Raw genomic sequence first — 21657 nt, forward strand, 5'->3', positions numbered from 1 at the left:
CCGCAACATGAATCGAATCCGACGCACGTTAAAATTTAGTTTGTTCTGTTCAGCCAGCAGCGCGAAATCGTTGCGCTGGCGCGCGATCATGCAATGCGCGACATTCATGCATCTGGAGACACTGTGACGAATCCAACGCTGTGCATCGGCCTGCCTGCGCAGGTTTCGGCAGGTTGCCGCGTGCTGGTGCTGGGATCGATGCCGGGCGTGGCATCGCTGGATGCAGCGCAGTATTACGCGCATCCGCGCAATCGATTCTGGCCGTTGATGTCGGCGCTGACCGGGATCAACGCCGGCCTTGCCTACGTTGATCGCCTGCAGGCGTTGCAATCGGCCCGCGTAGGGCTGTGGGATGTGATCGGGCAGTGCGAGCGGCATGGCAGCCTGGACGCGGCGATCGTGCGCGGCAGCGAAGTGCCCAATGCCGTGGCCGATCTGGTTGGCCGATTGCCGGCCCTCGCGGCGGTCGCCTGCAATGGCGCCACTGCACACGCCGCCTTCGTGCGTTACATCCTGCCGGTGCTGGGCGAACGTGCGACATCCCTGTCGGTGTGGTCGCTGCCCTCGACCAGTCCGGCGAATGCGGCATGGCCGCTGCCGCGCCTGCAGGTGGCGTGGCAGCCCGTCGCCGATGTCCTGGCCGGCTGAGCCGGACCGCAGCGGGACAATACGGTACCGACTGGAACACCCGCTGCAGCAGCGCCCGTCCCTGCTGCAACACGCTGTCCCGGGACAGAGCGAGTGAAAATTGCCCAAGCTGGTTGGCGCTGACGCCTCATGCCCCCACAATAGGCGATTCCCTACACCAGATTGCCGGAGTTATCCCCATGGCCGAAATCAAGGAAGCACTTGTCCCCGATATCGGTGACTACAGCGATATCCCGGTAATCGAGGTGCTTGTCGCCGTTGGTGACACCGTCAAGAAGGACCAGGGGCTGGTCACGCTCGAGTCGGACAAGGCCACGATGGAAGTGCCGTCCTCGGTCGCCGGCGTGGTCAAGGAAATCAAGGTCAAGGTCGGCGACAACCTGTCCGAGGGCAAGGTCGTGGCGCTGATCGAAGTGGCTGACGCGGCCGCAGCGCCTGCCCCGGCGGCTGCGCCGGCACCCGCTGCCGCCCCGGCCAAGGCCGCTGCTGCCGCCGCCCCGGCCCCGGCCACCCAGAGCGCGCCCGCCGCTGCACCGGCTGCTGCCGGCGGTGGCCCGGTGGAAGCGCTGGTGCCGGACATCGGCGATTACACCGACATCCCGGTGATCGAAGTGCTGGTCGCCGTCGGCGATACCGTCAAGAAGGACCAAGGCCTGGTCACGCTCGAGTCGGACAAGGCCACGATGGAAGTGCCGTCGTCGGTTGCCGGCGTGGTCAAGGAAATCAAGGTCAAGGTCGGCGACACCCTGTCGCAGGGCAAGGTTGTCGCCATCATCGAAGCCGAGGGCGCTGCCGCCCCGGCGCCGAGCCAGGCCGCCGCTGCCACTGCCCCGGCCGCCGCCGAAACCGGCACCAAGGTGGAACCGGTCGCCGTGCCGGCCCAGCCGGACAAGCTGGCGGCGCGCGAAATCGCCAGCGCCCCCTCGGCCGGTGCCCCGAGCAGCCCGCCGGTGCAGTTCAACGCCGACAGCGTGCTGCCGTCCAAGGTGCCCTACGCCACCCCGGCGGTGCGCGTGTTCGCCCGCGAGCTGGGCGTGGACCTCAACCAGCTGACCGGCACTGAAAAGGGCGGACGCATCACCAAGGCCGACGTGCAGAAGTTCGTCAAGTCGGCGCTGTCCGGCGTTGGCGCCGCCGTTGCCGGTGGCACGGTCGCCGCCGGTGGCGGGCTCAACCTGCTGCCGTGGCCGAAGGTCGATTTCAGCAAGTTCGGTGAAGTCGAGACCCAGCCGCTGTCGCGCATCAAGAAGATCTCCGGTGCCAATCTGGCGCGCAACTGGGCCATGATCCCGCACGTCACCCAGTTCGAGCAGGCCGACATCACCGACCTGGAAGGCCTGCGCGTGGCGCTGAACAAGGAAAACGAGAAGGCCGGCATCAAGCTGACCATGCTCGCCTTCCTGATCAAGGCCAGCGCCGCGGCGCTGAAGCAGTTCCCGGAATTCAACGCATCGCTGGATGCGGCCGGTGAGAACCTGACGCTGAAGAAGTACTTCAACATTGGCGTCGCCGCCGACACCCCGAACGGCTTGGTCGTTCCGGTGATCCGTGATGTCGACAAGAAGGGCGTGGTGCAGATCGCGCAGGAAACCGGCGAGCTGGCCAAAAAGGCGCGCGACGGCAAGCTGGGCCCGGCCGACATGAGCGGCGGCTGCTTCTCGATCAGCTCGCTGGGCGGCATCGGCGGCACCGCGTTCACCCCGATCGTCAATGCACCGGAAGTGGCCATCCTGGGCGTGTCCAAGTCCTCCATCCAGCCGGTCTGGAACGGCAAGGAATTCGCTCCGAAGCTGATGCTGCCGCTGTCGCTGAGCTACGACCACCGTGTCATCGATGGTGCGCTGGCCGCGCGCTTCACCACGTACCTGTCGCAGGTGCTGGCCGACATGCGGCGCGTGCTGCTGTGAGGCAGCGCCTGGCGGGCGTTGCGGTGATCTTGGCCGCGCTGGTCGTTGCGCCCGGCGCGTCCGCCGCGTGCACGACCGATATTGGCCGCGGCTGGCCGCCGGCGGTGGGCAACTACGGCCAGGCCGTGGAAACCCTGTTCAATGGCAATGCACAGCCCGCGCTGGCGCTGACCATCCTGCCCAAGGGCGGGGTGGAAACCGGCGTGGCGCTGCTGCCCGGCAGCCAGGACCAGGCGTGGACCCTGCGCTACAGCGAGGCCGACAAGCGCGTGTACAACTGGAACAACAGTGCACGCGGTGGTGGCGTGGAGCTGCGCGTGGACCAGGAACCGGACCAGTACCAGGTCGCCATCCCCGCCGCGCTGGCCCAGCGCCTGGTGCGCAGCTGGCAGGCCGCGCTGGATTCGGGTGTGCCGGCAGGGCGCAAGGCGCCGGTGACCGACGGTGAGGTGCTGTCCTTCCAGGTGGCTGGCGAGCGCTACAGCGGCCCGCGCTGGGAGTGCGGCGCCGGCAGACTGATGATGAAACAGGTGGCGCTGCTGATCGAAGCCAGCGACACCAAGGAAAAGAAGCTCGACCGTCGCTGGCAGGATCTGGACGAGTCGCTCGACGAACTGCAGCAACTGCTCGCCGGCAACGCCGGCTGAGACCCAGGAGAAGACGAATGGCCGCTATTGAAATCAAGGTTCCCGACATCGGCGATTACAGCGCGGTGCCGGTGATCGAACTGCTGGTCGCCGTGGGCGACACGGTGAAGAAGGACCAGGGCCTGGTCACGCTGGAATCGGACAAGGCCACCCTGGAAGTGCCGTCTTCGGCTGCCGGCGTGGTCAAGGAAATCAAGGTCAAGCTCGGCGATACGCTGTCCGAGGGCGATGTGGTGGTGGTGCTGGACGCCGAAGGCGCCGCTGCCGCCCCGGCCGCGCCTGCGGCGGAAGCGCCCAAGGCCGCCGCCCCGGCCAGCAAGCCGCCGGTGACCCCGTCGCACCGCGCCCCGGCCGAACCGGCCGCGCCGCAGCCGGCGCTGTCGTCGGGCAAGCCGGCCGACATCGAATGCCAGATGGTGGTGCTGGGGGCGGGCCCGGGCGGTTACACCGCTGCGTTCCGCTCGGCCGACCTGGGCGTGGACACCGTGCTGATCGAACGCTATGCCAGCCTGGGCGGCGTGTGTCTCAACGTGGGCTGCATTCCGTCCAAGGCGCTGCTGCATGCGGCCGCGGTGATCGACGAAGTGGCCCACGCGGGCGATTTCGGCGTGGAATTCAGCGCACCGAAGATCACCTTGGACAAGCTGCGCGGCTACAAGGAAAAGGTGGTCACCCAGCTGACCAAGGGCCTGTCGGGCATGGCCAGGCAGCGCAAGGTACGCACCGTGCAGGGCGTGGCCACGTTCGTCTCGGCCAATGAGCTGGAGATCGTCGGCGACGACGGCAAGACCCAGCTGCTGCGCTTCCAGCAGTGCATCATCGCCGCCGGTTCGCAGGCGGTGAAGCTGCCGAACTTCCCGTGGGACGACCCGCGCGTGATGGATTCCACCGACGCGCTGGAACTGGCCGACATTCCCGGCTCGCTGCTGGTGGTCGGTGGCGGCATCATCGGCCTGGAAATGGCGACCGTGTACGCGGCGCTGGGCAGCAAGGTGACCGTGGTGGAGTTCATGGACCAGCTGATGCCCGGTGCCGACAAGGACCTGGTCAAGCCGTTGGCCGACCGCCTGAAGAAGCAGGGCGTCGAGGTCCACCTCAAGACCAAGGCCTCCGGCGTGAACGCGGACAAGAAGGGCATCACCGTGACCTTCGAAGCCGCTGCCGAAGGCGAGAAGCCGGGCCTGGAGCAGGGCACCTTCGACCGCGTGCTGGTGGCCGTGGGGCGCTCGCCGAACGGGAAGAAGATCGGCGCGGAGAAAGCCGGGGTGGGCGTTACCGAGCGTGGCTTCATTCCGGTGGACCGCCAGATGCGCACCAACGTGCCGCACATCTTTGCCATCGGCGATATCGTCGGCAACCCGATGCTGGCCCACAAGGCCACGCACGAGGGCAAGCTGGCCGCTGAAGTGGCCTCGGGCGAGAAAAAGGAGTGGGTGGCGCGGGTGATTCCGTCGGTGGCCTACACCAACCCGGAAATCGCCTGGGTTGGCGTGACCGAAACCGAAGCCAAGGCGCAGGGCCTGAAGGTCGGCGTGGCCAAGTTCCCGTGGGCCGCCAGCGGCCGCGCGATCGGCATTGGCCGCACCGAAGGCTTCACCAAGCTGATCTTCGATGAGGAAACCCACCGCATCATCGGCGGCGCGATCGTCGGCGTGCACGCCGGTGACCTGCTGGCCGAAATCGGCCTGGCCATCGAGATGGGCGCCGAAGCCGAAGACATCGGGCACACCATCCACGCCCACCCGACGCTGAGCGAATCGGTGGCGATGGCCGCGGAAATCTACGACGGCACCATCACCGATCTGTACATCCCGAAAAAGAAATAAAAGGAACCCGGCGAAAGCCGGGTTTCTTTTATTTCGGTAGCTCACGACCGTTGGTCGTGAGACCGGTTCAAACAAAAAACCCGGCATTCGCCGGGTTTTTCGTGCGGTAACACACCAACCAACGGTTGGATCAGAACGAAACGCTGATGCCGGCGACCGGGCCCTTGAATTCCTGCTTCAGGCCGATGGTGCCATCGCTGCCGGTCTGGTCGACGTCGAGGCGGAACCAGTCGTAGCCGGCGAAGATGCCGAAATTGTCGGTGAAACTGTAATCGACGATCACGTTGGCGCGGGTGAGGTCGCCATCGTAGTCATCGAAGTTGCCCCAGTCGGTGTTGAGGTACTGGCCCTGCGCGGTGATCATCCACTTCTCGGACGGGGTGATGGTGAAGCGCGCACCGACCACCGGCGCAACGCCGTCGGCCTTCTCGTCCAGGAACTCGCCCTGGTACACGGTGCCCAGGTCGGCGTAGGCCTTGGTGCTCACCTTGGCGTACTCCGCACCCAGCTGCAGGCCGAGGTCGAACTTCTCGGTGTCCACCACCGAGTAGTCGTACACCAGGCTGGCCACCTGGTACTTCAGCTCGCCCTTGACGAAGCTTCCGGCCGGCACGGTTTCGCCGCCGAAGCTGATGCCGTCGTTGAGGGTTTCGCGGCGGTCCTTGTCGTACTTGAAGTAGTTGAAGATCAGGCGCTGGCGGTCGCTGATGCGGAACAGGCCGTCAATGCGCGGCTCCCATTCCTTGCCGCCCAGGCCGAAGTCCTCGGAGAAGCCCACATCCTGGCCGAGCACCGTGGTGTTGCCCCGGATCGTGTTGTCCGAGTCGATGTTCATCGCACCCAGGCGCAGGGCGAAGCGGTCATCGCCTTCGGCTGCGCTCGCGGACGTGGCGTGGGTGAGGGCGGCCATGGCCAGCGGCAGGGCGAGCAGGGGAAGCAGGCGCATCGTTCTATCCTTGGAGGGATTCAGTGAAGTGGAATCACTCTGCCCAGCGCCGCGTCCACCATTCGTGAACGTATGGTGGAGATTGTGTGTACCGTTCATGCACCCCGGGTGACCGTCGGGCTCCGCGCGTGGCCGCCGCGTGCACCCCACGACGTTGTAGCGCATGCGGCCTGCCCGGAAAAAAGGCGGCCCCGGAGAGAGCTCGGGGCCGCCTGGTACCGGCCTGCTTCAGGGGCGTCGACGAGGATCGAATTGGCAGGCCCACTTCTCTGACCGGGCACCACGAGCAAAGTTCAATATGGTGCGACGCGACATGAATTGGGGCGGGCTGTGACGGGATCGGCCCCCCTCCCGGGCCAAAATCTGTGGCGATGCAGCAACTTGCGTCGTCCGGGATGAACAGGCGCAGGTTGTCTCGCAAATTGTCCCGTTGCTATAATTTGGCGGCTCGACGGGGCACAGGCAGTTCCAGCCCCGGTCACTCCTCCCACAACCATGCAGGACATACGTGTGCTGAACTCCGTTGACGCGGGTCGGCGACTGATGCTGCGCGCAGCGGTGTACCCGCTGGCTGCAGTGGCTGTCCTGGCCCTGGTGCTCCTGCTGCTGGCAGGCCCGAAGTACGCGCTTGGCGCGCTCGCATCGGGCATTGCGGTATCGGCAGGTGGCTGGGTCGCGGCGCGGATGGCGCTGGGGGGCGGGGTGCAGGCGGCAGGTTCAGCGATGTCGCGGCTGATCCTGGCGGTGGTGGCAAAGTGGGCGCTCGTATTCGGTGTCCTGGCGGTGGGTTTCGTGGTCTTCAAGCTGCCTGCATTGGCGCTGCTGGCCGGAATCGCCGTCGGACTGATGTTCCAGGTCCTGGCTCTGGCCAGGCGCTGATCCAATTTATTTAACTCAAGGTTCCGGACACATGGCAGGCGAGGCGCTTACACCCACCTCCTACATCCAACATCACCTGCACAACCTGACGTTCCACATGCAGGAAGGTGGTTTCTGGGCAATTCACGTCGACACCATTGTGACTTCGGTCCTGATGGGTTTGTTGATGGTGTTTGGCTTCTGGATGGCCACCCGCAAGGCCACCGCCGGCGTACCGGGCAAGTGGCAGGCGTTCGTTGAAATCTGCCTGGAGTTCGTTGACCGCCAGGCCAAGGACACCTACCACGGCACCAGCAAGCTGGTGACCCCGATCGCGATCACGATCTTCTTCTGGATCCTCCTGATGAACCTCATCAAGATGATCCCGGCCGACTTCATCGCCCTGCCGCTTGAAGCGCTGGGCATTCCGTACTGGAAGCCGGTCCCGACCGCCGACGTCAATGCCACCCTGGGCATGTCGATCAGCGTGTTCTTCCTGATGCTGTTCTTCGCGCTGCGCGCCAAGGGCCTGGGTGGTTTCACCAAGGAATTCCTGACCGCACCGTTCGGCAAGTGGATGATGCCGTTCAACCTGATCCTCAACATCGTCGAGTGGCTGAGCAAGCCGATCTCGCTGGCGATGCGACTGTTCGGCAACATGTTCGGCGGCGAAATCGTGTTCCTGCTGATCTGGGTGCTGGGCAGTGCCGGCATCATGGGCGCCATCGCAGGCGGCGCCTTCGGCCTCGGCTGGATGCTGTTCCACCTGCTGGTGATTCCGCTGCAGGCCTTCATTTTCATGATGTTGTCCATCGTGTACCTGAGCCTGTCGGAAGACGCTCACTGAGTTTCCGCTTCACCCTTCATCCGTTTCATTACCCTTAGCTACTTAAGTTTCCGGAGATAACCCATGTACTTTGCCGTCCTGACCAACCTCGCCCAAGTCCAGAGCTCCACCGTCCTCGCCGTCGGCATCATGATCGGCCTGGCCGCGCTGGGTGCCGGTCTCGGTCTGGCCATCATGGCCGGTAAGTTCCTGGAATCGGCTGCCCGCCAGCCGGAACTGATCCCGGTGCTGCAGGTCCGCATGTTCATCACCGCCGGCCTGATCGACGCCGCGTTCATCATCTCGGTCGCCGTCGGCCTGCTGCTGGCCTTCGCCAACCCGACCATCGCTGAGTTCGTGACCCGCCTGCCGCCGGTTGCCGGCTGATCCAGCGAAAGCGAAACGATCAGGCGCCTTGTGCGCCTGATCGCGGATGAAGGAACGGATGCGCCGCTCCTGCGGCGCCTCCACCCCATCACCCCAGATTGAGCGAACCCCATGGAAATCGGTTTTACCCTCGTTGCCCAGGCACTGGCGTTCGCCGGTCTGATCTGGATCATCGCGACCAAGATCTGGCCGCCGCTGATGAACGCCATCGAAGAGCGCCAGCAGAAGATCGCTGAAGGGCTCGCTGCTGCCGACCGCAGCCAGAAGGATCTGGCCCAGGCGCAGGAAAAGGTCAACGAAGCACTGAAGGATGCGCGCACCAAGGCCAACGAGATCATCGACCAGGCCCATGCCCGCGCCAACCAGATCGTTGATGCTGCCAAGAATGAAGCCATCGTCGAAGCGAACCGCCAGAAAGAACTGGCCCACGCCGAGATCGAACTGGCCGCCAACCGTGCCCGCGAGGATCTGCGCAAGCAGGTGTCCGTGCTGGCCGTGACCGGTGCCGAAAAGCTGCTCAAGCGCGAAATCGACGCCAACGCCCACAAGGCGCTGCTCGACGAGCTGGCCTCGGAGATCTGATCGATGAGCCAGGCCCTCACGCTTGCACGCCCGTATGCCCGCGCCGCGTTCGCGACCGCGCGCGCCGAAGGCACGTTCGCGCCGTGGTCGGACGCGCTTGCGTTCTCCGCCCATGTAGCCGCCGATCCGCGCGTGTCGGCCCTGCTGTCGAACCCGGAGCTGGGCCGTGACGATGCCGTCGCGTTGCTGGCCCCGGAAACGGCAGGCGAGTCGTTCGGTCGCTTCCTGGCCATCCTGGCCGAAGCGCACCGGCTGCCGCTGCTGCCGGAAATCGCAGGCATGTACGACCAGCTCCGCGCTGAAGCCGAACACGTGGTGAAAGCCACCGTGACCTCGGCCGCCGAGCTGTCCACCGCTGAGCTGGACGCCATCAAGGCCGCGCTGCGCAAGCGCTTCGGCCAAGAGGTCGACGTCACCACCGCCATCGATGCGTCGCTGATCGGCGGTGCGGTGATCGACGCTGGCGACGTGGTGATCGATGGCTCGCTCAAGGGCAAGCTGTCGCGCCTGCAGACCGCGCTCGCTAACTGAATTCATTTAACGTCCGGCGTGATCGCCGGCACTAGGACTTGACGATGGCAACCACGCTCAACCCCTCCGAAATCAGCGAACTGATCAAGAACCGCATCGAGAAGGTCAAGCTGGCCGCGGAATCGCGCAACGAAGGCACCGTGACCAGCGTGTCCGACGGCATCGTGCGCATCTTCGGCCTGGCCGACGTGATGCAGGGCGAAATGATCGAACTGCCGAACAACACCTTCGCCCTGGCCCTGAACCTGGAGCGCGACTCGGTCGGCGCCGTGGTCCTGGGTGGCTATGAGCACCTGCGCGAAGGCGACGTGGCCAAGACCACCGGCCGCATCCTGGAAGTGCCGGTCGGTCCGGAGCTGCTGGGCCGCGTGGTCAACGCGCTCGGCGAGCCGATCGACGGCAAGGGCCCGATCGCTGCCCAGGCCACCGCACCGGTGGAGCGCGTTGCCCCGGGCGTGATCTGGCGCAAGTCGGTCGACCAGCCGGTGCAGACCGGTTACAAATCCGTCGACTCCATGATCCCGATCGGCCGCGGCCAGCGCGAGCTGGTCATCGGTGACCGCCAGACCGGCAAGACCGCCCTGGCCATCGATGCGGTGATCAACCAGAAGGACACCGGCATCAAGTGCGTGTACGTCGCGATCGGCCAGAAGGCCTCGACCGTGGCCAACATCGTGCGCAAGCTGGAAGAGAACGGCGCCCTGGCCCACACCGTGGTCGTGGCCGCCACCGCGTCCGAATCGGCTGCCATGCAGTACATCAGCGCCTACTCGGGCTGCACCATGGGTGAGTACTTCATGGACCGCGGCCAGGATGCCCTGATCGTGTACGACGACCTGTCCAAGCAGGCCGTGGCCTACCGCCAGATCTCGCTGCTGCTGAAGCGTCCGCCGGGCCGTGAAGCCTACCCGGGTGACGTGTTCTACCTGCACTCGCGTCTGCTCGAGCGCGCAGCCCGCGTGTCGGAAGAGTACGTGGAGAAGTTCACCAACGGTGCCGTCAAGGGCCAGACCGGTTCGCTCACCGCGCTGCCGATCATCGAAACCCAGGCCGGTGACGTTTCCGCGTTCGTGCCGACCAACGTGATCTCGATCACCGACGGCCAGATCTTCCTGGAAACCGACCTGTTCAACTCGGGCATCCGCCCGGCCGTGAACGCCGGTATCTCGGTGTCGCGCGTCGGTGGTGCGGCCCAGACCAAGATCATCAAGAAGCTGTCGGGCGGCATCCGCATCTCGCTGGCGCAGTACCGTGAGCTGGCGGCGTTCGCGCAGTTCGCCTCGGACCTGGACGAAGCCACCCGCAAGCAGCTCGAGCGCGGTCAGCGCGTGACCGAGCTGATGAAGCAGAAGCAGTACGCCCCGATGTCGATCGCCAACCAGGCGCTGTCGATCTACGCCGTCAACGAGGGTTACCTCGACGACGTGCCGGTCAACAAGCTGCTGGCCTTCGAAGAAGGCCTGCACGCCCACTTCGCCAACACCCAGGGCGAACTGGTCGGCAAGGTCAACGCCACCGGCGGTTGGGACAACGACATCGAAGCGGCCTTCAAGAAGGGCATCTCCGAGTTCAAGACCACCGGCAGCTGGTAAGCCGCTTCGTGGGGCGGGGAGTGTTTCCCCGCTGCGCAAACGACAAAGCGGGGCATGGCCCCGCTCTACGGGAATAAGAGATGGCAAGCGGACGCGAAATCAAAACCAAGATCAAGAGCGTGCAGAACACCCGCAAGGTGACCCGCGCGCTTGAAATGGTCTCGGCCTCCAAAATCCGCAAGGCGCAGGAGCGGATGAAGACGTCGCGTCCGTATGCGCAGGCGATGAAGCAGGTGATCGGCCACCTGGCCCAGGCCAGCACCGATTACCAGCATCCGTTCCTGGTCCAGCGCGACGAAGTGAAGCGCGTGGGCTACATCGTGGTCTCTTCCGACCGCGGCCTGGCCGGCGGCCTGAACAACAACCTGTTCCGCAAGATGCTCGGCGACGTGCGCGAGTGGCAGGACAAGGGCGCCGAGATCGACCTGGTGACCATCGGCCAGAAGGCATCCACCTTCTTCCGCCGCGTCAAGGTCAACATGGTCGGCAGCGTCACCCACATGGGCGACGTGCCGCACCTGGAACAGCTGATCGGTGTCATCAAGGTCATGCTCGATGCCTTCACCGAAGGCAAGGTCGACCGCGTGTACCTGGTCTACAACCGCTTCATCAACACGATGACGCAGAAGGCCAGCTTCGACCAGCTGCTGCCGTTGCCGGCCGCCGAGAAGCAGGTTGCACACCACGATTGGGATTACCTGTACGAACCCGACGCCGCGACCGTGCTGGAGCACGTGATGACGCGTTACGTCGAATCGCTGGTGTACCAGGCAGTGCTGGAAAACGTCGCGTCCGAGCATGCAGCCCGCATGGTCGCGATGAAGTCGGCCAGTGACAACGCCAACAAGCTGATCGGAACCCTGCAGCTGGTCTACAACAAGGCCCGCCAGGCAGCGATCACCCAGGAAATTTCGGAAATCGTCGGCGGCGCGGCAGCAGTCTGACGCGCGCAGTCAAAGCATTTAAATTAGAGGATGCAGCAATGAGTCAGGGCAAGATCGTTCAGATCATCGGCGCCGTCGTCGACGTGGAATTCCCCCGCGAGTCGGTGCCGAAGGTGTACCACGCGCTGAAGGTGGACAACACCGAAATCACGCTGGAAGTGCAGCAGCAGCTCGGCGACGGCGTGGTCCGTTGCATCGCGCTGGGCTCCACCGACGGCCTGAAGCGCAACCTGGTGGCCACCAACACCGAACGCGCCATCTCGGTGCCGGTCGGTGCCGGCACCCTGGGCCGCATCATGGACGTGCTGGGCCGTCCGATCGACGAAGCCGGTCCGGTGACCGCCAGCGACAGCTGGGAAATCCACCGTGAAGCGCCGTCGTACGAAGACCAGTCCCCGGCCACCGAGCTGCTGGAAACCGGCATCAAGGTCATCGACCTGATGTGCCCGTTCGCCAAGGGCGGCAAGGTCGGCCTGTTCGGCGGCGCCGGCGTGGGCAAGACCGTCAACATGATGGAACTGATCAACAACATCGCCAAGGCGCACAGCGGTCTTTCCGTGTTCGCCGGCGTGGGTGAGCGTACCCGTGAGGGCAACGACTTCTACCACGAGATGAAGGACTCCAACGTCCTGGACAAGGTCGCGATGGTGTACGGCCAGATGAACGAGCCGCCGGGCAACCGCCTGCGCGTCGCGTTGACCGGCCTGACCATGGCCGAGTACTTCCGCGACGAGAAGGACGAAAACGGCAAGGGCAAGGACGTGCTGCTGTTCGTCGACAACATCTACCGCTACACCCTGGCCGGTACCGAAGTGTCGGCACTGCTGGGCCGCATGCCGTCGGCCGTGGGTTACCAGCCGACCCTGGCCGAGGAAATGGGCGTCCTGCAGGAGCGCATCACCTCGACCAAGAACGGCTCGATCACCTCGATCCAGGCCGTCTACGTGCCGGCCGATGACTTGACCGACCCGTCCCCGGCGACCACCTTCGCCCACCTGGATTCGACCGTGACCCTGTCGCGTTCGATTGCCTCGCTGGGTATCTACCCGGCGGTGGATCCGCTGGATTCGACCAGCCGCCAGATGGACCCGCTGGTCATCGGCCACGAACATTACGACACCGCCCAGCGCGTCCAGCAGACCCTGCAGAAGTACAAGGAACTGAAGGACATCATCGCCATCCTGGGCATGGACGAACTGTCCGAAGAAGACAAGCAGGCCGTGTCGCGCGCCCGCAAGATCGAGCGCTTCTTCAGCCAGCCGTTCCACGTGGCCGAAGTGTTCACCGGCTCGCCGGGCAAGTACGTGTCGCTGAAGGACACCATCCGCGGCTTCAAGGCCATCGTCGACGGCGAATACGACCACCTGCCGGAGCAGGCGTTCTACATGGTCGGCAGCATCGAAGAAGCGGTCGAGAAAGCCAAGAAGATGGCTGAGAAGGCCTGATCATGAGCACCATCCGTTGCGACATCGTCAGCGCCGAGCAGGAAATCTTCCGTGGTGAAGCGACTCTGGTCGTGGCTACGGGTGAGCTTGGCGAACTGGGCATCGCGCCCAAGCACGCCCCGCTGATCACCCGGCTCAAGCCGGGCAAGGTGGTGGTCACCACCCCGAATGGCGAACAGCTGGACTTCGCCATCTCCGGCGGCATCCTCGAGGTGCAGCCGCAGGTCGTGACCGTGCTGGCCGACACCGCGATCCGCGCGCAGGACATCGACGAAACCTCGGTCCGCAAGGCCAAGGAAGAAGCCGAGCGCATCCTGGCCAACCGTGGCGAAGCGATGGAAGTAGCCGAAGCCCAGCAGAAGCTGGCCGAAGCCGTGGTCCAGCTGCAGGCGCTGGAGCGCCTGCGCAAGACCCTCAAGCACTGAGTTCCAGCGCTTACCGCTGCATTCGACAACGCCGGCTTCTGCCGGCGTTGTTGTTTCCGCGTACCGGAAACGCGGCACATTGACGGCGGGCGTTCTAGAATCGCAGTCGTCACCTTTAATCACCCTCCATCCCCATGACCCAAGCCCTGCACGTCATCATCCTCGCCGCCGGCGCTGGCAAGCGCATGAAGTCGGACCTGCCCAAGGTGCTGCAGCCGATTGCCGGCCGCCCGATGCTGGCCCATGTGATCGATACCGCGCGCCAGCTGCGGCCCGACGCCATCCATGTGGTGTACGGCCACGGTGGTGAAGCGGTGCGCGCGGCGTTCGCCGACCAGCCGGACCTGCAGTGGGCCGAACAGACCCAGCAGCTGGGCACCGGCCATGCCGTGCAGCAGGCCATGCCGCAGGTGCCCGATGCGGCCACGGTGCTGGTGCTGTACGGCGACGTGCCGCTGATCCAGGTGGATACCCTGCGCCACCTGCTCGCCCAGCCGGGCCGCCTGGCCGTGCTGGTGGCCGATATGGTCAACCCGACCGGCTATGGCCGGATCGTACGCAATGCCGAAGGCAAGGTGGGCGCGATCGTCGAGCAGAAGGACGCGACCGACGAACAGCTGGCCATCCGCACCATCAACACCGGCATCATCACCGCCGAATCGACCGCGCTGCGCACCTGGTTGTCGCAGCTCTCCAACAGCAACGCGCAGGGCGAGTACTACCTGACCGATGTGTTCGCGTCCGCCGCAGCGGACTACACGCCCGCCGACATGGCCTTCGTGGCCGACGCGCAGGAGGCCGAGGGTGCCAACGACCCCTGGCAGCTCTCGCAGCTGGAACGCGCGTGGCAGCTGCGCGAAGTGCGGGCGCTGTGCGCGCAGGGCGCACGCGTGATCGACCCGTCGCGGCTGGATATCCGGGGCACGGTCACGGTCGGACGCGACGTGCAGATCGACGTCAACGTGATCCTGGAAGGCACCGTTGAACTGGGCGACGGGGTCAGCATCGGCCCGTTCACCCGGCTCAAGGACGTCAAGCTGGCCGCCGGCACGGTGGTCAAGCCGCATTGTGACCTGGACGGCGTGGTCAGCGAGGGCGCGGCCGACATCGGCCCGTTCGCGCGGCTGCGTCCGGGCACCGTGCTGGCCGACGGTTCGCACGTGGGCAATTTCGTGGAAACCAAGAAGGTGCACCTGGGGCCGGGCAGCAAGGCGAACCACCTCACCTACCTGGGTGATGCGGTGATCGGTAGCAAGGTCAACATCGGCGCCGGCACCATCACCTGCAACTACGATGGCGTGAACAAGTCGCAGACCACCATCGGCGACAACGCCTTCATCGGCTCCAACAGCTCGCTGGTGGCGCCGGTGACGATCGGGCAGGGCGCAACAATCGCGGCCGGTTCGGTGATTACCCGCAATGCACCGGAAGGTGAGTTGACCGTCGCGCGCGCGCGCCAGCAGACGATTGAAGGCTGGCACCGCCCGGTGAAGAAGTAACCGGGCATTGCCTGGGCCGGCCAACGGCCGGCGCCACCGCGGCGTATCCAGAGCCCATGGTTGATTGATCCGGATCCCAATGGACCCGTAAAAATTCGTAGCGCCGGCCGTTGGCCGGCCCAGGCGAACCCCTCAGCCCGGCAAAAAGATCGCCACGCACAGACCGCCCTCGCGGCGGTTCTGCAGCGACACGCGGCCACCATGCGCCTCGACGATCTCTCGGGTAAGCGCCAGGCCCAGTCCCGTGCCATTGCGCTTGGTGGAATAGAACGGCATCAGCGCGTTCTGCAGCACCGCCTCGTTCATGCCCTTGCCACGGTCCAGCACCTCGATCCGCAGCCACTGCGGCAGCCGGGTCAGGCGCAGCTCCACGTCATCATTGGGTGGCTCGGCTTCAGCGCACGCTTCATGCGCGTTCTTGAGCAGGTTCAGCAGCGCCTGTCCCAGCTGGGAGATGTCCACGCGCCCCTGAAGGTCTTCGGGAATGTCCGCCATGCGGAATGGAATCTGCAGCTGCAGCCCGGCCAGGAACTGCTTCCACTGCACGTTCTGCAGCTGCGGCTGCGGCAGCTTGGCAAAGCGCGCGTAGCCGCGGATGAAGCCTTCCAGGTGCCGTGACCGGTCTTCGATGGTGGCGAACACTTCTTCCAGGCGCTCGGTCTTGCCACGCCGCACCAGCTCGCCCCCCGAATGCGCCAGCGACGCAATCGGTGCCAGCGAGTTGTTGAGTTCGTGGCTGATCACCCGGATCACCTTCTTCCAGGTCTGCACTTCCTGTCGCCGGAGCTCGGCGGTGAGCAGGCGGATCAGCAGCAGGTCGTGCGGGCGGCCGTTGAGATGGAAGCTGCGCCGCGACAGGTGATAAACCTGCTCGTCATCGTCATCCGCCTCGTCATCCACGTCACCCGGGCCGCGCACGGCAAACAGGCTGTCGCCGCCGCGTTCGATGGCATCGCGCAGCTCCACCGGCATGGTCTCCAGAACGTTCTGCATGGCCTGGCCTTCCAGCTTCCAGCCGTTGTGCAGCAGCTTGCGCGCAGCCAGGTTGGAGAACATGACGCGCTGCACGCCATCGCCGCCGTTGGCCAGCAGCAGCATCGACACCGGCGTGTTCTGCACCATGGTGTCCAGCAAGAGTTCGCGCTGCACCAGCCCCTGTCGCTGTTCGCGCAGCACGTCACCCAGCTCGCGGTGCGCCTGGACCAGGTCGCCCAGTTCATCGTTGCCCGGCCAGTACACGCTGAAGTTGTATTCGCCATCGCGGTAGCTGCTGGTGGTCCCCGACAGCGCCCGCAGCAGCGAGCGCACCGGTGCGGTGGCACGGCGCAACGTCCACCACATCAGCACCAGCAGCGCCACGGTGGACACCAGCGTCACCAGCCAGCCCTGGTCCATCCAGTACGCCAGCAGCCACGGCCCGGCCGCAGCCAGCGCCAGCACCGGCAGCAGGCGCAGGAACAGGCGGAAGGTGAACGAGGTGCGCTTCATTCGCGCGGAATACCGTAGCGGTCCATGCGGCGGTACAGCGCCTGCCGGCTCAGGCCGAGTTCGGCCGCAGCCTGGGCAATGATGCCGTGGCTGTGCGACAGCGCCGATTCGATCCGGCTGCGGTCCGGATCGGCGGCAGGCGTGGCCGCACGCGGCGCCGCCACGGCACGCGGCAGGTTCAGGTCTCCCACTTCAATACGCGGGCCCTGTGCGAGCAGGCCGGCGCGCTGGATCACGTTGCGCAGCTCGCGCACGTTGCCGGGCCACGCGTGCCGTTGCAACGCACTGGCGGCGGCATTGGACAGTGGCTTGCCATCGCCCAGGAAGCGTTCGGCCAACGGCAGGATGTCGCCCGGCCGCTCGGCCAGTGGCGGCAGTGCCAATTCAACGGTGTTGAGGCGGTAATACAGGTCTTCGCGGAACTGGCCGTCGCGGATCATCGCCGGCAGGTCGGCGTTGGTCGCGCTGATCACGCGCACCTTGACCTGGCGCTCGCGGTTGGAGCCCAGCCGCTCGAAACGGCCGGTTTCCAGCACGCGCAGCAGCTTCATCTGCCCGCCCAGCGACAGGTTGCCGATCTCATCCAGGAACAACGTGCCGCCATCGGCGGCTTCGAACTTGCCTTCGCGCGCCTTGTTGGCGCCGGTGTAGGCGCCGGCCTCGGTGCCGAACAGTTCAGCCTCGATCAGCTCGGACGGAATGGCGCCGCAGTTCAGCGCCACGAACGCGCCTTTGGCCACCAGCGAGTTGGCCTGGATGATCTCGGCGATCTTCTCCTTGCCTGCGCCGTTGGGCCCGGTGATCAGCACGGGCAGCTCGGAGCGCGCGACCTGGCAGGCCAGGTTCACCACGCGTTCGCTGGCCGGGTCGGCCACCACCGCACCGCGCAGGTCGTAGCGTGCTTCCAGCGCCGTGCGGTCGCGCTGTTCGCGCGCACGACGACGGTCAAGCTCTCGGCGGGTTTCAGACAGCTCCAGCAGGTTGTTGACCGTGGTCAGCAGCTTGCGGTCGTCCCAGGGCTTGGCCAGGTAGTCGGCCGCGCCGGCCTTGACCAGGTCCACCGCGCTGCTCAGATGGGTCCAAGCGGTGAGCAGGATCACCGGCAGGTCCGGGTGGCGGGCGCGGATCTGCTGGAACAGCGCTTCCCCTTCTTCACCGGACGTCGTGTCTTCGGTGAAGTTCATGTCCTGGATGACCAGGTCCACCGGCTGCTGTTCCAGCAGCGCCAAGCCTTCGTCTGGCGACAGCGCGTGCACGGCGTCGATGTCGTGCAGCGAGAACAGGACCTCCAGCGCGGTAGCCACGCTGGCGTTGTCGTCAATGATCAGGATCGAAGGCATGCGGCAACGAAGGACCGGAAAAGTAGGCAGAGAGTACCCGAGCGCCGGGCCCACCGGCAGGGTGGGCCCGGAAGGCGGCTTACGGGCGTTCCGGCGGTGACGGCGGCGCCGGCGGGCGAGGCGGGGGCGGTGGCTGCACCGCGCGCCATGCTGAGGTCGGCACGCTGACTACCTGGTCGCGGCCGGCGCGGCGCACCGTGACCGGCACGCTGGCTTTGTCGCTGGCCGACAGTGCGTCGGTCAATTCGCCCACCTTGCGCACCGGCACGCCGTCCACGCGCAGGACCTGGTCGCCGGCCTGCACGCCGAAGCGGCTGGCCGGCGACGCGGCGGTAACGCTCACCGCGCCCTGTTCGGATTCGAGGGTCAGGCGCGCGCCATCCTGGCGCCAGTCCATACGCGACGACTCGGTCTGGGTGCTTTCGGCGCAGGCGGTGGTGCTGATCAGCAGCAGGGCGGCCAGCGTGAGACGGATGGGGGAAAAGGTCATGTCAGGCACTCCGGGTGGCGACGGCCGGCGGTACCGCCGCGGCGCGGTGGGCGGGCCCGAACACGGCGATCTGGCCCAGCAGCCAAAGTAGCACTGCGCCAATGGGCAGGTAGGTGATCGGCATGCGCGGCAGCTCGTAGGCACCCATCAGCCACAGGTTGATCGAGTACGCCAGCAGCATGCCCAGCACGATACCCACGGTGGCCAGCAGGAAGTTCTCGGTCTGGAAGTACCGGAGGATCTGGCCACGGGTGGCGCCCAGCGCACGGCGGATGCCGATCTGCTTGGTACGCTGCTGCACCCAGAAGCTGGCCAGGCCGACGATGCCCAGCGCGGTGACCACCAGCAGTGCCACGCACACGGTGATCAGCAGGCCGACCATGGCGCGGTCGTTCTGGAAGTACTTCTCACGCTGCTCGGTGTAGGTGAGCTTGGCGCGCACCATGCGGCTGCTGTCCACCTTCTCCAGCGCGGCCACGGCGGCCGCCAGCACTTCCTGGCGACGTGCCGGGTCGGTCACCCGGATCAGGTACAGCCCCATATCGTAATTCACGCGTACCGGCAGGATCATCGAGTAGCCGGTGTCGGACTCCACCGTCACCGGGCGCGCCAGTTCCTTCACCACGCCCACGATGCGCAGCGGCATGCGGCCGCTGTAGATGGTCTTGCCGACGGCCTGGCCATCCGGGAACAGCTTGTTGGCGGCCTTGCTGCTCAGGATCACCGCCGAGCCCCGCTGCTCGATGGTGGCGTCCTTCTCCACGTCTTCCAGGTTGGCGAACTCATCGCCCTCGAAGTCGCGGCCGGCCACCAGCTGCAGGCCCATCGTATCCAGCGTGCCTTCGCTGGCGAAGAACTGTGCGGCGTTGAAGTTGGGGCGTTCCTGGTCGGGGATCAGGGACAGGCTGGTATTCCAGGAATTGCGCCGGAACGGCAGCTGGTTGATCGGCACCGCGTTCTTCACCCCGGGGATGGCACGCAGCGCAGCCAGGTCTTCGCGGGTGCGCGCGGTGGCATTGACCTGGGTGCCGATGCCGCCCAGGCGCACTTCCAGCAGTTCCTGCTCGGCAATGCCGCTGGGCTGGTTGATCTTCTCCAGGCGCTGGCCGATCAGGAACAACGCGTTGCAGACGATCGCGCAGGTCAGCGCGATCTCCAGCACGATGAGTGCGGCGGCGGTCTTGTGCCGGCGCAACGTGCTCAGGATGGGTCGGATATCCATGATGTGCTCCGGATCCTTACTGCGATTTGAGTTGAATGGCGGGGGTGACCTGCATGGCGCGCAGCGCCGGCAGGAAACCGGCCAACAGGCTGGCGGCCAGGGTCAGGCCGAAGGTGAGCAGCAGCATCTTGCCGTCCAGCGTGGCCAGCTTGGCGTAGTCCACCGGCTGCTGCCGAACCGCATACAGGCCCAGCAGGGCCAGTCCCAGGCCCAGCACGCCACCGGCCAGGCCGACGGTGCCGGCTTCGACCAGCGACTGCAGGAAGATCTGCCCACGGCTGGCACCCAGTGCGCGGCGTACGCCGATCTCGCCGCTGCGGCGCAGGAACTTGGCCAGCAGCAGGCCCACCGTGTTGATCAGGCACACCGCCAGGAAGCCCAGTGCCAGCCACAGCTGCAGGCGCACGTCGCTGGGCACCACCTGCTTGAAGTCCAGCCACTCCATCACGTTGCGCAGGCGCACGTTGGACGGACGCTGGAAGCGACCGGCGGCCTTCTGCTGTGCCGAGTAGTTTTCCAGGTACGCCCGGTAGTCGCCGGCGTCGGCCGGCGAGGCCAGCTCAACCCAGTACTGCATCCACACGCACGGTGCATTGAGTGCGGTTTCCTCGCCGTTGGCGTTGTCCCAGCAGTTCATGTTGCCGTTGCGGCCGAACTTCAGGTCCAGCGCGGTGAACACCGGCACGAAGATGTCTTCGCTGTCGCCGTAGCGGCCGGTTTCCAGGTCGTAGAAGTGCGGGTTGGGATTCCATTCGTCCAGCACGCCGACGATGTTGAAGGTGTGCCCATCCATGCGCAATGGCTTGCCCACGCTGTTCTGGCCGTTGAACAACTTCTCGTTCAAGGCCTTGGAGATCACCGCCACCCGGCCACGGCCTTCGTCCTGGTCGGGCTTCCAGCCCTGGCCGTACTTGAACGGCGCATCGAACATGGTGAAGAAATCGCTGGACGCGTAGCGCGCATCGGTGTCGAACGGGCGCAGCGTGCTGTTGTCCGGTTCCACCGTGACGCCACCACCGGTCATCAGCACCTGGTGTTTGGCCTTCTTCTCACGCAGCAGCGTTTCGCCATCGAAGCGGGTGACCTGTTCTTCGGGCTCTTCGCTGGGCTGGTAGCCGATCATCGGCCGCGGGTCGACCTGCACGTTGAACAGGCGGTCGCTCTTCTGCGGGATCGGATCGCCTGACAGCACATGGAACACGGTCAGGGTGGTCATGGAAGCACCGATGCCCAGCGCGATGGCGATCACCATCAGCGCGGTCAGCACCTTGTTGCGCCGGAAGCTGCGCAGGGCCAGTCGGAAGTAGTAGGCGAGCATGGTGGCGGGCCTCAGTCGTTGAGCGTGGCGACGGCAACGCGCGGGGTGGCCAGCACCGGTTCGCGCACCAGGTCGGTGGCCTGGCCATCGACGATGTGCACGTTGCGCTGGGCACGCGCGGCCAGTTCCGGGTCATGGGTGACCATGACGATGGTGGTGCCGGCGGCGTTGATCTCTTCCAGCAGTTCCATCACCCCGCGGGCCATCTGGCTGTCCAGGTTGCCGGTCGGTTCGTCGGCCAGCAGCAGGCGCGGGCTGCCGGCCAGGGCGCGGGCGATGGCGGCGCGCTGCTGCTGGCCGCCCGACAGTTCGGAGGGGTAGTGCTTCATGCGCGAGCCCAGCCCGACCTGGCCGAGTGCGCGTTCGATGCGCTGCTTGCGTTCGCTGGCCGGCATGCCGCGGTAACGCAGCGGCACGTCGACGTTGTCGAACAGGTTGAGGTCGGAGATCAGGTTGAAACCCTGGAAGATGAAGCCGATCTTCTGGTTGCGCAGGCGGCTGCGGGCATCGTCGCCCAGCTTGCTCACGTCCTGCCCATCGAGCATGTAGGTGCCGCTGGTGAAGGTTTCCAGCAGGCCGGCGATATTGAGGAAGGTGGTCTTGCCCGAACCGGACGGGCCGGTTACCGCAACGAACTCACCCTCGCGCACGTGCAGGTCCAGCGAACGCAGGGCATGGGTTTCCACCTGTTCGGTGCGGAATACTTTGGCGACCGAGCGCATCTCGAGCATGGCTG

The 21657-nt window shown here is 65.7% G+C and carries 21 protein-coding genes; 14 read left to right on the forward strand and 7 right to left on the reverse strand.

Annotated features, from left to right (window positions below):
• Positions 1-93 precede the first annotated feature (93 nt).
• From KVS69_RS00225 to lpdA, 4 genes are all read left to right on the forward strand, one after another.
• Positions 94-648 (forward strand): DNA-deoxyinosine glycosylase, encoded by a 555-nt coding sequence (locus KVS69_RS00225; RefSeq protein ID WP_217535680.1) that lies wholly within the window; start codon positions 94-96, stop codon positions 646-648.
• Between the two features lie 179 nt (positions 649-827).
• Complete coding sequence (aceF, locus tag KVS69_RS00230; RefSeq protein ID WP_217535682.1) at positions 828-2555, forward strand: dihydrolipoyllysine-residue acetyltransferase; 1728 nt, start codon at positions 828-830, stop codon at positions 2553-2555.
• Positions 2552-3202, forward strand: coding sequence for a hypothetical protein (locus KVS69_RS00235; protein WP_345776783.1), 651 nt, complete (start codon positions 2552-2554; stop codon positions 3200-3202). The genes aceF and KVS69_RS00235 overlap by 4 nt, the downstream gene beginning before the upstream one ends.
• Before the next feature lie 17 nt (positions 3203-3219).
• Positions 3220-5028 carry a dihydrolipoyl dehydrogenase gene (gene lpdA / locus KVS69_RS00240; RefSeq protein WP_217535684.1) on the forward strand — a complete coding sequence of 603 codons (1809 nt, stop codon included), beginning with the start codon at positions 3220-3222 and terminating at the stop codon, positions 5026-5028.
• Positions 5029-5158: 130 nt separating this feature from the next.
• On the opposite strand, the gene KVS69_RS00245 is transcribed toward lpdA, so the two are convergent.
• The gene (locus KVS69_RS00245) at positions 5159-5974 is read right to left on the reverse strand and encodes a hypothetical protein (RefSeq protein WP_217535686.1); all 816 of its coding nucleotides are present in this window, start codon (positions 5972-5974) and stop codon (positions 5159-5161) included.
• Positions 5975-6484: 510 nt separating this feature from the next.
• Between KVS69_RS00245 and KVS69_RS00250 the strand changes: the two genes are divergently transcribed.
• The 10 genes from KVS69_RS00250 (at position 6485) to glmU (ending at position 15063) form a co-directional block, all read left to right on the forward strand.
• Complete coding sequence (locus KVS69_RS00250) at positions 6485-6853, forward strand: hypothetical protein (RefSeq protein ID WP_176472592.1); 369 nt, start codon at positions 6485-6487, stop codon at positions 6851-6853.
• Positions 6854-6884: 31 nt separating this feature from the next.
• Positions 6885-7679 carry a F0F1 ATP synthase subunit A gene (gene atpB, locus KVS69_RS00255; RefSeq protein ID WP_068854103.1) on the forward strand — a complete coding sequence of 265 codons (795 nt, stop codon included), beginning with the start codon at positions 6885-6887 and terminating at the stop codon, positions 7677-7679.
• A gap of 63 nt (positions 7680-7742) precedes the next feature.
• A complete protein-coding gene (gene atpE / locus KVS69_RS00260; protein ID WP_068854102.1) occupies positions 7743-8045 on the forward strand; it encodes a F0F1 ATP synthase subunit C in 303 nt (100 codons plus the stop codon).
• A 111-nt stretch (positions 8046-8156) separates the two neighbouring features.
• The gene (locus tag KVS69_RS00265; RefSeq protein ID WP_068854101.1) at positions 8157-8627 is read left to right on the forward strand and encodes a F0F1 ATP synthase subunit B; all 471 of its coding nucleotides are present in this window, start codon (positions 8157-8159) and stop codon (positions 8625-8627) included.
• 3 nt (positions 8628-8630) lie between these two features.
• Positions 8631-9158, forward strand: a complete 528-nt coding sequence (locus KVS69_RS00270; protein ID WP_217535691.1) for a F0F1 ATP synthase subunit delta — start codon at positions 8631-8633, stop codon at positions 9156-9158.
• Between the two features lie 44 nt (positions 9159-9202).
• The gene (gene atpA / locus KVS69_RS00275; protein ID WP_068854099.1) at positions 9203-10750 is read left to right on the forward strand and encodes a F0F1 ATP synthase subunit alpha; all 1548 of its coding nucleotides are present in this window, start codon (positions 9203-9205) and stop codon (positions 10748-10750) included.
• Between the two features lie 80 nt (positions 10751-10830).
• Positions 10831-11694: a F0F1 ATP synthase subunit gamma gene (gene atpG / locus KVS69_RS00280; protein WP_068854098.1), complete on the forward strand. Its 864-nt coding sequence runs from the start codon at positions 10831-10833 to the stop codon at positions 11692-11694.
• A gap of 38 nt (positions 11695-11732) precedes the next feature.
• The gene (gene atpD / locus KVS69_RS00285; RefSeq protein ID WP_068854097.1) at positions 11733-13139 is read left to right on the forward strand and encodes a F0F1 ATP synthase subunit beta; all 1407 of its coding nucleotides are present in this window, start codon (positions 11733-11735) and stop codon (positions 13137-13139) included.
• A gap of 2 nt (positions 13140-13141) precedes the next feature.
• Entirely contained in the window at positions 13142-13564 is a 423-nt protein-coding gene (locus KVS69_RS00290) for a F0F1 ATP synthase subunit epsilon (protein WP_068854096.1), read from the forward strand.
• Between the two features lie 134 nt (positions 13565-13698).
• Positions 13699-15063, forward strand: coding sequence for a bifunctional UDP-N-acetylglucosamine diphosphorylase/glucosamine-1-phosphate N-acetyltransferase GlmU (gene glmU / locus KVS69_RS00295; RefSeq protein ID WP_217535696.1), 1365 nt, complete (start codon positions 13699-13701; stop codon positions 15061-15063).
• A 132-nt stretch (positions 15064-15195) separates the two neighbouring features.
• Here glmU and KVS69_RS00300 read toward each other — a convergent pair whose 3' ends face one another.
• The 6 genes from KVS69_RS00300 to KVS69_RS00325 form a co-directional block, all read right to left on the reverse strand.
• Positions 15196-16551 carry a HAMP domain-containing sensor histidine kinase gene (locus KVS69_RS00300; protein ID WP_217535698.1) on the reverse strand — a complete coding sequence of 452 codons (1356 nt, stop codon included), beginning with the start codon at positions 16549-16551 and terminating at the stop codon, positions 15196-15198.
• A complete protein-coding gene (locus KVS69_RS00305; RefSeq protein ID WP_068854093.1) occupies positions 16548-17891 on the reverse strand; it encodes a sigma-54 dependent transcriptional regulator in 1344 nt (447 codons plus the stop codon). The genes KVS69_RS00300 and KVS69_RS00305 overlap by 4 nt, the downstream gene beginning before the upstream one ends.
• Before the next feature lie 79 nt (positions 17892-17970).
• Positions 17971-18381 carry a PDZ domain-containing protein gene (locus tag KVS69_RS00310; protein WP_217535700.1) on the reverse strand — a complete coding sequence of 137 codons (411 nt, stop codon included), beginning with the start codon at positions 18379-18381 and terminating at the stop codon, positions 17971-17973.
• 1 nt (position 18382) lies between these two features.
• The gene (locus KVS69_RS00315) at positions 18383-19603 is read right to left on the reverse strand and encodes an FtsX-like permease family protein (protein WP_184125710.1); all 1221 of its coding nucleotides are present in this window, start codon (positions 19601-19603) and stop codon (positions 18383-18385) included.
• A gap of 16 nt (positions 19604-19619) precedes the next feature.
• A complete protein-coding gene (locus KVS69_RS00320) occupies positions 19620-20921 on the reverse strand; it encodes an ABC transporter permease (RefSeq protein WP_068854091.1) in 1302 nt (433 codons plus the stop codon).
• An 11-nt stretch (positions 20922-20932) separates the two neighbouring features.
• Positions 20933-21652 (reverse strand): ABC transporter ATP-binding protein, encoded by a 720-nt coding sequence (locus KVS69_RS00325; RefSeq protein ID WP_068854090.1) that lies wholly within the window; start codon positions 21650-21652, stop codon positions 20933-20935.
• Positions 21653-21657: the final 5 nt, after the last annotated feature.

The sequence above is a fragment of the Stenotrophomonas sp. GbtcB23 genome, assembly GCF_019091045.1.
In the GTDB taxonomy this organism is placed as follows: Bacteria; Pseudomonadota; Gammaproteobacteria; order Xanthomonadales; family Xanthomonadaceae; genus Stenotrophomonas; species Stenotrophomonas rhizophila_A.